The 15492-nt window shown below is 66.8% G+C and carries 3 protein-coding genes; all 3 read right to left on the reverse strand.

The window, feature by feature from the left end:
* Positions 1–2: 2 nt before the first annotated feature.
* Positions 3–9482 (reverse strand): non-ribosomal peptide synthetase, encoded by a 9480-nt coding sequence (locus BFP93_RS01515; RefSeq protein ID WP_065891670.1) that lies wholly within the window; start codon positions 9480–9482, stop codon positions 3–5.
* Between the two features lie 50 nt (positions 9483–9532).
* Positions 9533–14338: a non-ribosomal peptide synthetase gene (locus BFP93_RS01520; RefSeq protein ID WP_065891671.1), complete on the reverse strand. Its 4806-nt coding sequence runs from the start codon at positions 14336–14338 to the stop codon at positions 9533–9535.
* 67 nt (positions 14339–14405) lie between these two features.
* Positions 14406–15398, reverse strand: coding sequence for a TauD/TfdA family dioxygenase (locus BFP93_RS01525; protein ID WP_141687927.1), 993 nt, complete (start codon positions 15396–15398; stop codon positions 14406–14408).
* Between the last annotated feature and the right edge of the window lie 94 nt (positions 15399–15492).

Raw genomic sequence — 15492 nt, forward strand, 5'->3', positions numbered from 1 at the left:
CTTCAGTCTTCCATCTCTGCCAGCAAACGCTGCATCTCATCCAGTGCCTGGTCGGTCGAAGGCCGCTGTGGGTTTTCGATCTGTTCGGCCAGGCCGGAAATGGTCGGATTATGGAACAGGCTGCGCAACTCGACCTTCACGCCGAAGCGGCTCTCCACCCGGGTCATCAGGCGCATCGCCAGCAGCGAATGGCCACCGAGTTCGAAGAAGCTGGTGAGCACGCCGACCTGCGGCAGATCGAGTAGCTCCTGCCACAGCTCGGCCAGTTCGCGCTCCAGCGCCGTACGCGGCGCCACGCCTTGCTCGGCCTGCGCTTGCGGCGCCGGCAGGGCCTTGCGGTCGATCTTGCCGTTGGCATTAAGGGCGAAACGCTGCACCTGGATAAACCCGCCCGGCACCATGTAAGCGGGTAGCAGGCTTTCCAGATGACGGCGCAGCGCCACCTCGTCGACCGGGCTCGCGGCCTGCAGCCAGGCGAACAAGCTGTGGCTGCGCGCATCGAGCATGACCACCGCCTCTTCCACCCCGGGGTACCGGCGCAGCAGCGATTCGATCTCACCCGGCTCGATGCGAAAACCACGCACCTTGACCTGGAAATCGGCGCGGCCGACATAGGCCAGGTGCCCATCGCTGCGTCGACGCACCAGGTCACCGGTGCGGTACATGCGGCTGCCAGGCTCGCTGGCGAACGGATCGGGCAGGTACGCCGCTGCGGTGATCGCCGGCGCCCGCTGGTAACCACGGGTCACCCCGCTGCCGGCGATATACAGCTCGCCGGTGCTGCCCAGCGGCACTGGCCGCAGGCATTCGTCGAGCACGTAGCAACGGGTGTTGAGCAGCGGCATGCCGATATCGGCGACGCCGGCCGGCACTTCCCGCAGCGCCTGGGTGGTCGACCAGACGGTGGTTTCCGTCGGGCCATAGGCGTTGATCAGCTTCACCCCTTTGGCCTGCAGCACACTCACCAGTTCGGCCGGCACCGCTTCGCCGCCGATCAGGCCGCGCAGGGCCGGCCAGTCGTCACGCCCGGTTTCCAGCAGGATCTGCCAGCCGGCTGGGGTGGCCTGGAACACCGTGGCACGGCGCAGCAGATCGAACAGACGGTGGCCATCGACCACCTGCTCGCGACGCGCCAGGAGGATGGTCGCGCCCTTGAGCAGCGGCAGGAACAGCTCCGGCTTGCACATATCGAAGGCGTAGGTGGTGCTGGCCAGCCAGACGTCCTCGGCCGTCAGTGGCAACTGGCGGTCAAGGCCGGCAAGCAGGTTGCTCAGGTTGCCACGGGTCACCTGTACGCCCTTCGGCGTGCCGGTGGAACCCGAGGTGTAGATCACGTAGGCCCGCTGCAGCGGCGACACCGGTAATGCCAGGTCGTGTGCCGGCTGTTCGTCCAGCGGCAGGTGGTCGACGGCCAGGCTGTCGACACTGCCGAGCACGTCGGCGCAGGCGTGCTCGCTGAGCACCAGCTGCGGCCGCGCATGCTCGATGATGAAGCGCAGCCGTTCGCCCGGTTGCTGCGGATCCAGCGGCAAGTAGGCCGCCCCCGCCTTGTGGATCGCCAGGATGCTGGGCAGCAGCCACGGGCCACGGGTCAGGCACAGCGCGACCAGATCGTCGCAGCCGACACCCTGGGCGCGCAGCCAGTGGGCCAGGCGGTTGCTCAAGGCATTGAGCTGGGCATAGCTGTAGCGTTGCTCCTGGCAATCCACGGCCAGCGCATCCGGGGTGCGCAGGGCCTGGCGCTCGAAGCGCGCGATCAGATCCTGCGTCTCGCTCAGCGCATGCGCCGGCAAGTTCCACGTGCGGCGTGTCAGGGCATGATCGGCATTTGCCAGGTCGATATCCCACAGCCGCGCCTCGGGCCGCGCCAGCATGCCGTCAAGCAGGTGGCAGTACTCGTCGGCATAGCGTTGCATGGTGCTGGCGACGAACAGCTCGGTGTTGTACTCCAGCACGCAGTGCCAGACGCTGCCGTGCTGCTCGATATGCAGGCCGATGTCCACCAGGGCGCTGTCGCTCTCGACATTCAGGCGCTGCGCCGGCAGGCCGGCAAAACCCTGGCCGACCGCCGCTACGTCATCGCGCTGGATCAGGTTGAACAGCGCCTGGAACAGCGGCGTATGGCTGAGATCGCGGCGTACCTGCAAAGCCTCCACCAGCCGCTCGAAGGGCACGTCGCCGTGCTGTTGCGCGGTCAGGTGGGTGGCTTGCAACGCCTGCCAGAACGAGGCCACGGATTGCAGTGGGTCGATCTGGCTACGCAGCACCTGGGTGCTGGCGAAATAGCCGATGAGGTTATCGGTGTGCGCCTGCTGACGCTGCGCCACCGGCAGGCCGATCCACAGCTCGCGCTGCCCCGAATGCCTGGCCAGCAGCACTTTCCATGCTGCCAGCAGGGGCGCGAAGGCGGTCAGGCCATGACGCTGCGCGGTGCTGCGCAGGCGTTCGACCAACTCGACGGGCAGCTCGAAACGCAGGCGCCGCCCGTGGTAGCCCTGCTCGGCAGGACGTGGCAGGTCGGTGGGCAGGTCCAGCACCGGCGGTTCGCCGGCCAGGGCCTGCCGCCAGTAGTCCAGCTGCGCTTCAATGCGTGCCTGCCCGGCAGGCGTCTGCCAACTGGCGGCGACATCGCTGAACTGCAGCGGCAGCGGCGCCAACGCCGCCTGGGTTGCGCTCAGCTCGGCCTGGTAAAGACATTGCAGCTCATCGAAGAAGATCTCCAGCGAGCGGGCGTCGGCGATGATGTGGTGCAAGGTGGCCTGCAGCACGCTCTGCCCTTCGCCCTGATACAGCCGCACCCGCCACAGCGGCGTTGCGCTCAGGTCGAAGGCGCGCTGCGCTTCCTCGCTCAAGGTGCGGGCGAAGGCCGGCGACTGCACATCCTGCTGCAAGGGCTCGACGCTGAGCAGCCTGCCGTGCAACGGCACGACCTGCTGCTGCGCGCCTGCTTGCGTCTCGCTGAACACGCTACGCAGGCTGTGCTGGCGCTCCACCAGTTGTGCCAAGGCGCGTTCCAGGACTTCGGCTTGCAGAGTACCGTGCAGGTGCATGGCCAGTGACAGGTGGTAGGCCTGGGTGTCGCCCTGCAACCGGTCGAGGAACCACAGCCGCTGCTGGGTGAAGTGCAGCGGCGCCGGCGCCTCGCCGAATCGCCGCAGGATGCTCTCGCCTGCGCCCTCGGCAGTGGCCAGGCTGGCCGCCAGTTCACCCAGGGTCGGGCACTCGAACACGCTGCGCAGCGGCAGTTGCCGCTCGTAGCGCTCGGCGATGCGCGCTACCAGCCGTGCCGCCAGCAGCGAATGGCCGCCGAGGGCGAAGAAATTGTCGCCGGCGCCAACCGCGTTGCAACCGAGCAGCTCGCACCACAGTTCGGCCAGTGGCGCCTCCCAGGGTTTGCTCAGCTCGCCGTCGCGCTGACCTTCATGTTGGTTTGGCGCCGGCAGCGCCTTGCGCTCGACCTTGCCACTGGGGCTCAACGGCAAGCTGTCCAGGCGCACGAACTGGCTCGGCAGCATGTAATCCGGCAGGTGCTGCGCCAGCTGCACGCGTAGCGCGGCGTCGTCCAGATCAGCATCCGCCGCCTGCGTGACCGAGTAGTAAGCCACCAGGCGCGCGCTGTCGCCGCTGCCGAGCAGCACCACGGCCGCTTCCCGCACCCCGGTGAGCCGCGCCAGCAAGGCTTCGATCTCGCCCAGCTCGATACGGAAGCCACGCAGCTTGACCTGAAAATCCAGGCGCCCCTGGTAGTCCAGGCTGCCTTTGGCGTTGCTTCGCACGCGGTCGCCGGTGCGGTACATGCGCGCCCCCGGCACAAAAGGATCAGGCAGGAAGCTCGCCGCGCTCAGGGCAGGCGCAGCGAAATAGCCACGCCCGAGGTTGGCACCCGCCAGGTACAGCTCGCCTGAAACGCCCGGCGCCACGGGTTGCAAGTCGGCGTCCAGCACATAGGCGGCGGTATTGGCCACGGGCCGGCCGATCGGCACCTCCACCCCGCCGCTCTCGCCCTGCCGCGGCTCGAAGGTGCTGTAGACGGTGGCCTCGGTCGGTCCATAACCGTTGATCACCTGGGCACCACGCTGCTCCATGGCCTCGGCCAGCGCGCACGGCAGGGCCTCGCCACCGGAAATGGCGCGCACGCCCTGCCAACTGCGCCCGGTGTGCGCCACCAACATACGCCATGTGGCGGGTGTGGCCTGCATTACCGTCGGCTGGCCGGCCTCGATCAGGCGGTCGAGGACGTGCGGGTCGCGTGCCTGCTCACGGTCGGCGAGCAGGATGCTGGCCCCGCGACTCAGCGGCAGCAGCAGCTCGACGATGGCGATATCGAAGGTCGCGGTGGTCAGCGCCAGCACCCTGTCCTGCGCCGTCAATGGCAGCACCTGCTGCACGCCGAGCATGAGGTTCATCAAGTTGCCACGGGCGATGGCCACGCCCTTGGGCTGGCCGGTGGAACCCGAGGTATAGAGCACGTAGGCGAGCTGGGCAGGATGCACGCTCGGCGCGCGGTAGGGCGCGGTGGTGGTCAACGCATCGATATCCAGCAGTTCGACGGCACTGCCCCACTCTGCCAGCTCCGCCAGGGCCTCGGCATTGGTCAGGCACAACCGCGGCTGCGCATGGGCAAGGATGTAACGGCCGCGCTCGGCCGGGGTGTCCTCGGCCAGCGGCACGTAGGCGGCGCCAGCCTTGAGAATGGCCAGCATGGCCATGGGCAGCCGCGCATCGCGCGGCAGGCGCAGGGCCACACGATCCTCGGCGCCGACGCCACGGGCCTGCAAGGCAGCCGCCAGGCGTTCGGCCGCCTGGTTCAGTTCGGCATAAGTCAGGCGCTGTTCGCCGGCCTGCACGGCGATGGCTTCGGGCTGCTCGGCGACCTGCCGTGCAAAGGCCTGCAGGATGTCTTCCCGACCCTCCACGGGCTCACCGTGCAAACGCGCCAGCGCGCGCTGCTCAGGCTGCCAGGCGAGTTCGCCCAGTACCTGCTGCGGTTGTTCGAGCACGGCATCGAGCAGCGCCAGATACTGCTCGAGCATCACCTGCGCGGTCTGCTCGCCGAACAGCTCGCTGCTGTACTGCAGGCTCAGGGCGATGCCGTGTTCGCTGTCGCGCACGTCCAGATGCAGGTCGCACAGGGCGCTGTCCGGGCGATTGTCGAGCGGCTCGGCGATCAGATCGGTCAGCTCGAAACGCTCCAGGGCATGGCCCGGGAAGTAGTTGAACATGGCCTGGAACAACGGGTTGTAGCTGACCTGGCGGGCCACGCCGAGCTGTTCGATCAGGTAATCGAAGGGCAGGTCCTGATGCGACTGCACCGCCACGGACAGCGCCTGCAATTCGCGCATCAGTTGCAGCAGGCTGACCGTGCCGGAGAGCTTCTGGCGATAGACCAGGGTATTGACGAAGCAGCCCACCAACGGCTGCAACGCCGCGTGATGGCGGTTGGCGGCCGGCACTCCGACGAGGATGTCGTGCTCGCCGCTGCGGCTGCGCAGCAGCAGCTGGAAGGCGCAGAGCATGGGGATGAAGTTGCTCCAGCCGTGGCTCGCGCTGAATGCCCGCAGGCGCGCCGCCAGCGCGTCCGGCAGGCGTTGCTCGACGCGCCCGCCGGCCTGGCTGGCATGGGCCGGCCGGGGGAAGTCAGCGGCCAGCTCGAGCACCGGCAATTCGCCGGACAACTGCTCGCGCCAGTAGGCCAGCTCGTCCTGGCAGGCGGCGCTGCCCATCCACTGGCGTTGCCACAGGGCATAGTCGACGTACTGCATCGGCGCCTCGGCCAACGCCGGTTTACGCCCTTGGCGCAGCTCGCGGTAATGGCTGCAAAGCCCGTCGATGATCAGTTGCAGCGACCAGCCATCGGCGGCGATATGGTGGCAATTGAGCGCCAGCACGTGCGCCTGCGGCCCGAGGCGATACAGGCAGGCGCGCAGCAGCGGCGCGCTGTCCAGGGCAAACGGAGTCATCGCGTCCTGGCGCAGCAGGTCGTGCAACTGCGCCTCGCTGGCCACCTCGATCAGCGGCAAGGCCAGCTCGGCCTTGGCGAGTATGACCTGCGACGGTTCACCGCCGTCGCTGACGAAACGGGTACGCAGGACTTCGTGCTGATCGACCAGGGCCTGCAAAGCTGCCTGCAGGTCAGCGACATGCAGGTCGCCGCTCAGGCGCACCGCGCCGGCCAGGTTGTAGGCCGGGCTTTGCGGCTGCAGTTGCTGGAGGAACCACAGGCGCTGCTGGGCGAACGACAACGGTAGGGTCTGCGGACGCGGCAGGCGCATCGGCGTGGTTTTCTCGCTGGCCTGCTGTTGTTCCAGCCACTCGGCCATGGCGGCGATGGTCGGGCGCTCAAAGACCACACGCAGGGGCAGGTCCTTGCCGCTGAGCTTGCCGATCTGGCCGATCAGTTGCGTGGCCAGCAGCGAATGCCCGCCCAGCTCGAAGAAGTGATCCTCAATGCCGACCCGCGCGAGCCCCAGCACGCCCTGCCAGGCTTCGGCCAACTGCGCGTGCAGCTCACTGCGTGGCGCCACGTAGCGCGCCTCGCTCTGCGCGGCGAAGTCGGGCGCCGGCAGGGCCTTGCGGTCGATCTTGCCGTTGGCGTTGAGCGGCATGCGCTCGAGCAGCATGAACGCGCTGGGCAGCATGTAGGGCGGCAGGTTGGCGGCAACGAACTCACGCAGCGCCTCGATGGAGGGCTGCGGCTCGGCCACCAGGTAGGCGACCAGCACCTTGGCGCGCTGCTGGTCGTCACGGGCCAGCAGCACCGCTTCACGCACGCCGGGGTAACGGGTCAGGCAGGCTTCGATCTCGTCCAGCTCGATACGGTGGCCGCGAATCTTCACCTGGTGGTCGGTACGACCGACGTACTCCAGCTCGCCATTGGCCAGGAAACGCGCCAGATCGCCGGTGCGATACAGGCGGCTGCCGTCGTTGGCGATGGGGTCGGGCAAAAACACCGCCGCCGTGCGTGCCGGGTCGGCCATATAGCCACGGCCAACCCCCACGCCGGCGACGAAGATTTCACCCACCGCCCCGCGTGGTACCGGTTGCAATTCGGTATCGAGCAGGTAAAGACGGTTGTTCAGGGTGGCGCGACCAATCGGCACACTGCTGCGCGCCTGGGCCAGGCGCTCGGTGAGCGGATGGAAGGCCACGTCGTCGGAGCATTCGGCCGGCCCGTAGGCGTTCATCAGCGGGATGCCGGGGTAGCGCTCGAACCAGCGCCGTGCCAGCGCCGGTGGCAGCGCCTCGCCAGTGGCCAATACCCAGCGTAGTGCCGTGCGCTCCAGGCCCGCCTCGAGCAGGCTCTGCATCAGCGACGGCACCGCTTCGAGAATGCTCACGCCATGGCGAGCGATGGCCTCGGCCAGGGCCTCGGGGTTCTGCATCACGCAGTCGCCGAGAATCACCGTGCGCGCCCCCAGCACCAGGCCGGCGAGGGTCTGCCAGACGGAGATGTCGAAGCACTGCGGCGCGCTCTGGGCGATCACGTCATCTACATTCAGGCCCAGGCCCGGCACCTTGCCGAGCATGTTGTTGAGCATCCCGGCGTGGGCCACCATCGCCCCCTTGGGCGTGCCGGTGGAGCCCGAGGTAAAGATGCAGTAGGCCAGCGACAGGCCATGCACGGGGATGTCCAGGTCGGCATCGCTGTAGCCGCCCAGGGCCGCTGGCTCGTAGCGGATCGCAGCCGGCGGCTGCGCCATCGGCTGCAGCGCCTGCTGTGCCAGCTCACCCTGCTCCACGCCATGCAACAGCAGCGGCGAACGGCTCTGGGTGAGCACTTGGGCCAGGCGTTGCGGCGGATTGCGCGGGTCCAGGGGCAGCCAGCCGGCGCCAGCCTTGAGCGTGGCGAGGATCATCACCACCAGGTCGAGGCCACGCTCATCGAGCAACGCCAGCAGGTCGCCGTCCTGCACGCCATTGGCGCGCAGATGACGGGCCAGTCGGTTGGCCGCCCGGTTCAACTGATCGAAGCTCAGGCTGCGCTCGCCATGCACCACGGCGATTCGCTCGGGGGTGCGACGCACTTGCTGTTGCAGGCGCTCGACGTACAGCGGCTGCAGTTGCGCCGCGTCCGCCGCCAGGTCACCGCTGGCCCAGGCGTGCTGTTGGGCGATCTCCGCCGCATCGAGCATGGCGATGCGCTGCAGCGGGATATCCGCCTCGCTGGCCAGGCTGTCGCCCATGTTCAGCAGCAGCGTGCGGAAGTGGCGCAGCATCTGCTCGACTTCCTCGCGCAGGAACCAGTCGGTCTGGTAGGTCAACTGCAGGTGCAGGCGCTCGCCGGGCACGATCACCACGGTCACCGGATAGTTGGTGTGGGTGCGGTTGGCCATGTCGCTGATCAGGTAGTCCAACTGGCCCTGGCGCAGGCTGGCTGAGATCGGCGCGTTCTCGAACACGAACAGGCTCTGGAACAGATCCTGGCGCTGTACCTCGCTCCAGCTCTGGATCTGCGCCAGCGACACGCTTTCATGTTCGCGCAGGCTCAGGTTCTCGGCCTGCAAGGCCTTGAGCCAGGCACCGAGGGGCTGCTGCGGTTGCCAGCTCCAGCGCAGCGGCAGGCTGTTGATGAACAGCCCGACGATGCTCTCCATGCCCTGCATGTGCACTGGGCGCCCGGCCACGGTGACGCCGAACAGCAGGTCACGATTGCCACTGTAGCGCCCCAGTACCAAGGCCCAGGCACCCTGCACCAGGGTGTTGAGGGTGATGCCCAGACCGCTGGCGGCCTGCTGCAGGCCCTGGGTCTGCTCGACGCTGAGGTGCTCGACGCAATCCTCTACCGGCTCCGGTGCATCGATCACGCGGCCAGGGTGGCCGAAACCGAACGAGGTGGGGGTGTCGAAGCCGGCCAGGCGCTGCTGCCAGAAGGCCTGATGATCCTCGGGCTTGTGCTGCTCCAGCCAGCGGATGAAGTCGCGGTACGGGCGTGGCTTGGGCAGCTCCAGACGCCGCCCCTCGCGCGCGGCGCGGTAACCGTCGAGAAAGTCCATCATGATGATGGAGAAGCACCAGGCATCCATGAGGATGTGGTGATAGCTGCGCACGAACTGGTAGGTGTCCGGGGCCAGCTTGAACAGGCGCACGCGCATCAGCGGTGCCTGGGTGAAATCCAGCCCCTCGCGACGCTCCTCGGCCAGCAGATGTTCCAGACGCGCCTGCTGCTCGGCCTCGTCGATAGCCGACCAGTCCTCATAGCTGATCGGCAGTTCGACCTGCTTGTGCACCACCTGCATCGGCCGCTTCTGCTGCTTCCAGACGAAGGAGGTGCGCAGCAGTTCGTGGCGCTCCACCACCTGTGCCCAGGCCTGGCGGAACGCCTGCAGATCGAGTTGCGGCAGCACCATCACATGGCGGTACTGCAGCAGGTACATGCCCTTGCCCGGGTGCATCAGGCTGTGAAACAGCAACCCCTGCTGCATGGGCGCCAGGGGATAGATGGCCTCGATATTGCGGGAAAGTGCTTTGACCTTGTCGTTCATGTCGAGGGTCTCCTTGCCATGGGCTGGGGATGTGGGGGCGCCGGGGGTGCTCATTGCAATTGCTCGAGCAGGCCGAGGAATTCGTCGTCGGAAAGCCCCGAATCGGCGAAGTCGGCAGCGGTGGCGCGACCAACCTCGGGGGCCAGGCAGTGTTCGAGCAGGGCTTCGATACCCTGCTGGAACTGCTGCGCCAGTGCACCGATCAGGGCCTGGTCATGCACGTGCGGGGCGTAGCGCCACTCGATGTGCAACTGGCCCTGGTCGACCAGGGCGGTCACGTCGAGCAGATGGGTACGGCGGGTGTCGGGGGCGCGCATGGCCGGGCACAGCGGCTGCGCCAGGCGCCACAGGCGCGAACCACCCAGCCACTGGTCGACCCGTCCCAGGTAGTTGAAGGTAAGCAGCGACGCGGCACCCAGCCCGTGCTGTGGGTCGAGGCGCAGCAGACCGTAGCCGATGCCCTGCTCCGGTACGCGGCGCAATGCTTCCTTGGCGGCGATGATCGCGTCCTCCGGCTGTTCGGCGGCACGCACGGCCAATGGGTAACGGCTGGTGTGCCAACCCACCGAGCGCGACAGATCCGGGCCCTGCTCCCAGCCACTGCGACCGTGGCTTTCCATCTCCAGGGTGACCTGCTCACGCCCCTGCCATTGGCCGATTACGCCAGCCAGTGCCGCGACCAGCAGATCCTGCACCTGGGTGCTGTAGGCCCCATGGCAGTCGCCCAGCAACCATTCGGTTTTTTCCAGGGACAGTTTCGTTTCCAGCGTGCGGCTTTCGCCATACACGCTGACATCAAGGGCGACGTCGCCCTCCTCGGCCAACTGCGCCTGCCAGTAGTCACGCTGGGCCAGCACCTCGGGGGCCTGGCGATGACGCTGCAAGGCCTCGCTCCAGCGATCGAAGCGGGTGGAAACCGCCGGCAACGAAGTCTGCGGGTCGTGGTACAGGCTTTCCAGCTCGTCGAGCAGCACCTGCCAGGACACCGCATCGACCAGCAGGTGATGCGCCGTACACAGCAGGTGCTCGCTGCCGGTGAAATACACCCAGCGGATCAACGGGGCTCGATCCAGTTGCCAACCCTGCTGCCACTGCTGCAGCAGCGCGTCGTCCAGCGGCTGTTCGACCACCTGCAGCAGCGTGTCTTCCATCGCCGCCGACAGCGGCTGATAGCGTTGCTGCCAACCCTGCCCGCTCTGCTCGAAGATCAGCCGCAGGCTGCTGTGACGCCGCAGCAAGCTCGCCAGCGCCGGGGCCAGGCGCGCCGGTTCCAGCGGCTGGTGAACGGCCAGCAACAGGGACTGGTTCCAGTACTGTGGCGTGGCCTGCTGCTGGTCGAAGAACCAGGCCTGGATCGGCGTCAGGGCAAAAGCGGCGCTCGGCTCGGCGCTATCGACCTTGGCTTGCTCGGCCACACTGGCGAGGTCCAGGGCCTGCTCGGCCCAGCCGCTGACCGAAGGGAACTCGAAGATCTGCTTGGGCTTGAGCTGCAGGCCCTGCTGCTTGGCACGGGCGATGATCTGCAGGCTGAGGATCGAATCGCCACCGACCGCGAAGAAGTTGTCGTCGGCTTGCAGTTCGGGCTTTTCGAGAATCTCCCGGGCAATCACCAGCAGGCGCTCGACCCTGGCGCGCTGTGGCGTCTGCGCCACCCGCGCCAGCGCCCGCACGCTGGGCTCGGCGAACAGTTGCTTGGGGGTGAGGGTGATCTGTTGCTGGCGTGCACGGGCAATGATCTGCAGGCCGAGAATCGAATCGCCGCCATGGGCGAAGAAGTTGTCGTCCGGGCCGATGCTCGGGTGACCCAGCAGTTCACGCCAGATCGCCAGCAAAGCGCTTTCCAGTGCACTCAACGGCTGCTCGGTACGCGACTCGAGATTGCGCGGTGCTTGCTCGGCCAGGTTCAACAGCGCCTGGCGATCGACCTTGCCATTGGCCAGCAGTGGCAGCGCCTCCAGGCAATGCCACTGCGCCGGTTGCATGTAGTCCGGCAGGCGTGCCTGCAACGCGGCCTGAATATCCGCCAGTGCGCTCGGCCCGGCGACCAGGAAGGCCACCAGGCGGTTGCCGGTCAAGGGCGTCGGTGCGTTGAGCACGCGCGCGTCATCGACCTGTGGCAGCGCACGCAATTGCGCCGCCACTTCCGAAGGCTCGACGCGGTAGCCGCGAATCTTCACCTGCTCGTCCAGGCGCCCGAGAAAGAGCACCCGCCCCAGATGATCGAGGCGTACCCGGTCACCCGTGCGGTAACCCCGTGCACCGAAGCGCGCCCGATCGGCCTCGCCGGCACTCAGGTAACCACGCGCCACGGTCGCGCCCTCGATATACAACTCGCCGCTGACGCCAGCCGGCAGCACTGCGCCATCCGGCCCGCGCACGCTGACTTGCACGTTGCCCAGGGGGCGTCCGAGCGGTGCGTCACCCTCACCTTCGACGTCGTGAGTCAGCACGCCCACCGTGGTTTCGCTGGGCCCGTAGTGGTTGACGATGCGCAGCTGCGGGCTTAGGGCGCGCACCCGCGCCAGCAGATCGGCGCCCAGGGCTTCGCCACCGAGTACCAGGCACTGGCGCGGCAACAGGCGCTGCGGCTCGCTGGCCACCAGCAGGGCGTTGAGGTGCGAGGGCACGATCTTCAGCATGTCCACCGGCTGCTGCCCGAGCAGCGCCGCCAGCTCCTCGGCATCGAAGGCCAGCGCCTCGTCCAGCAGGCGCAAGCGCCGGCCGCTGAGCAGCGCGCCGAACAAGGCGGTGTGGCCCAGGTCCGTGGCGCAACTGGCCAGGCTAGTCAGGCTGGCGTCAGCGCTCAAGCGCAGCCGCGCCAGGCAGGCGCTGACATAGTGAACAAGGTTGCCCTGGGTCACCTCCACGCCCTTGGGCCGCCCGCTGGAGCCGGAGGTGTAGACCACGTAGGCCGGCACGTCCGCCGGCACGCGGGTGCGCAGCGGCGCATCACTGAACAGCGCCTCGACCGGCACGGCCAGCCACTGCACCTGCGTCGGTAACCAGTTTGGCCGTTCGCCCTCACCCACGTAGACACTGGGCGTTGCATCCAGGCAAATATCCTGCAGACGCGACGCGGGCCACTGCGGGTCGAGGGCCAGATAGGTCGCGCCGCACTGCCAGGCGGCGAGCATGTGCATCACCAGTTCGCGGCTGCGCGGCAGGCAAAGGGCAACCCGATCACCGCTCGCACTCAGCGAACCGTGCAGGCGCTCGCCACGGGCGACCACGGCGCTGGCGAGTTCGGCATAGCTCAGTTGCCCCTGCTGATCCTCCAGGGCGATGGCCTGGGGCTTCTCCATGCAGTGTTTGGCAAAAGCGTTCCAGGCGCTCTCTTCCGGTACCGGCAGGCATTCGCCAGACAATTGCGAACGCTGGTCGAGAGGCAGCCAGTCCAATTCGGCAAACGGCACGTCCGGCTGCTCCAGGGCCGCCATGACCAGGGCAATGAACTGCGCCTGGAAGCGCTCGACGCTCTCGCGCCGATACAGCGCCTTGCTGTAACGCCAGCGCCCGACGAACTCGGGCAGGTCATCGATGATCACCAGGTTCAATTCGTGGGCCGCACCACGCTGCTCGCCAATCATGCGCTCGATGTAGCGCTCGAACGGCACGTCACGCTCCTTGTTCAGCGTGAACATGTGCTGGAACACCGGTGCCCGGCCCATCTGCCGCGGCAGATCCAGATGCTTGGCCAGGCGCGCGAAGGGATAGTGACGATGGCGCAAGGTCTGCCGGACAGTGGCCGCCACCTGCTTGGCCCACTCAGCACTGGACAGATCACGGCGCAAACGGCAGCGCACCGGCAACGGGTTGACCAGATAACCCGGCAGTTCAGCCTGCTCGCGCTTCAGGCGCCAGCCACTGGGCGTACCGAGAACGAAATCATCCTGCCCGGACAGCACCCCGAGAAATTGCTGGAACAGTGAGAACCAATAGACGTAGGGCGTCACGCCCAGGCGTTTGGCGACCGCACGCAGCCGCTCGCTGTTGTCCGCGCCGAAATGAAACGACAGCTCTGCGCCCTCGAAGCCCTGGGTGCTGCCACGGGCGAAGTCGATGGGCAGGTCCAGCGCCGGCGCTTCGGCCAGTTGCGCCTGCCACCAGGTCAGTTCCTCGGCCTCGATCGCCTCGCTGCGCAGGTACAACGCGCTGCCCCAGTTGCGATAGGCCTCGGGGTCGACATCGGCAAGCACGTCGCCATCGACCAGGGCGAACAGCTCACCGAACAGCACGTCGAACGTGGTCAGGTCGGAAGCGATATGGTGGATGCCCAGCAGCAGCGTATGCTCGACACGGTCGCCCGACTGGTTGCTCAACAGCACCAGTCGGCTGACCTCACCGGCAGCCAGATCGAAGGGTTTGTCGGCCAACTCAATGACACGTTGCTGCACACTGGCGGCATCCGCGTCCTGCCGGATTTCGCATTGCAATGAGGTGGGCTGCGGGCGGCTGTCCCACTGCAGCAACTCGTCATCACGTTCGACATAGGCGCTGCACAGGTGCGGATAACGCTGCTGCACCGTCTGCCAGGCCCGCTCCAGACGATGCGGCAGATCTGCCCAGAGGTAATGCGGCCTGATACGCCCGGCCAGGGCGATGTTGTAGGCGCAACTGCCGGGCTCCATACGCTGCAGGAACCACAGGGCCCGCTCGTTATCGTTGAGCGGGCGCGCCTGGAAATAGTCAGGGTGACGCGCCAACCAGGGCAGAATTTCCGCACTGCGCACGTGCAGCTCACGCTCCAACTCGGTACTCAGAGCCTCAGGCAAGCCCGTGGAAATCATCAGGCGGCCTTCGCTCGCGGACAGGCGGATACCGCGCAGCCAGCAGTCATGCATCAAGCGATCGAGCATGTGTCGTCCTTCATCGTGCGGATTCGAGGTCAGCCACCCTGGCAGTGGCTTCGAGGATTATTCAGCGTCAGACGGCCGAGGCGGGCTCAGCCATGGCCACCACCACCTTGCGTGCCCCCTGAAAGGTGGAGCGGCCATGGGCGACCAGCATGTTGTCGAGCATCAGCACATCGCCCGCCTGCCAGGGGAAGCTGATCTGGGTGCGCTGCAGGACATCGCGCACATGCTCCAGCGCCTCCAGCTCGATGGGCGAGCCATCACCGTAGAAGACGTTACGCGGCACGCCCTCCTCGCCGACGATCGACACCAGCGTTTCGCGCAGCGCTTCGGGGAGGTTGGAGATGTGGAACAGATGCGCCTGGTTGAACCAGACCCACTCCCCGGTGACCGGGTGCTGCGCGACGGCCTGGCAGACCTGGCGCGTGCGCAGCTCGCCGTCGTCCTTCCACTCGAAGTCGATGTGGTTGAGCCGACAGAAGCGCTCGACCTCGCTGCGATCCTCGGTGCTGAACGCCTGCTGCCAGGAGAGATCCAGACCATTGCCATAGTTGCGCACGTACATCAGGCGCTTGTCGGCGAAACGCTGGCGGATGGCGGGATCGATGCGCTGATAGACCAGGCGACTGTCGGCGATGGGCGTCTCACCGCCGACCGGCGCGGTCTGGATGCAGTGAAACCAGATTTTCATCGGCCAGTTCAACGAGTAGGACTGCTCGTTGTGCAGCGGAATGATCTGGTGGGCGGGGTATTCGGTCGACGTATACACGCGGCTGTTGAGCTTGGTGCGTGGCGTGGAGGCGTAGTCGTAGGTCAGCAGTTCGTGACCGAAACAGCGGGCGAACTCCTCGAAGTCGTTAGCGTCGCGAAAGGCGAAATCGCGAAAGAGGATGCCACCGGTGGTCTGCAGGTTGCTGTCGGCCGCACGCCGGATCAGCTCTGCGTGATCACGCCAGGAGTCGCCTGGCACAGGGGCACGCGACACAAAGGGCAGCGGTCCCTCGACACCCGCCTGAACCTCATCGAGTGAATGGTTTGCGCGGTTGAGCAAATCGGTAAGCATCTGCGTTCCTTTGTGCTACTGACGAGGGGCACAAAATTATCGCAAAACCGACTCATTATCAAACAGGAATTAATATTACTTAAACATAAGGTCC

Origin of the sequence: Pseudomonas sp. 44 R 15, from assembly GCF_900004965.1 — a bacterium.
GTDB lineage: Bacteria > Pseudomonadota > Gammaproteobacteria > Pseudomonadales > Pseudomonadaceae > Aquipseudomonas > Aquipseudomonas orientalis_A.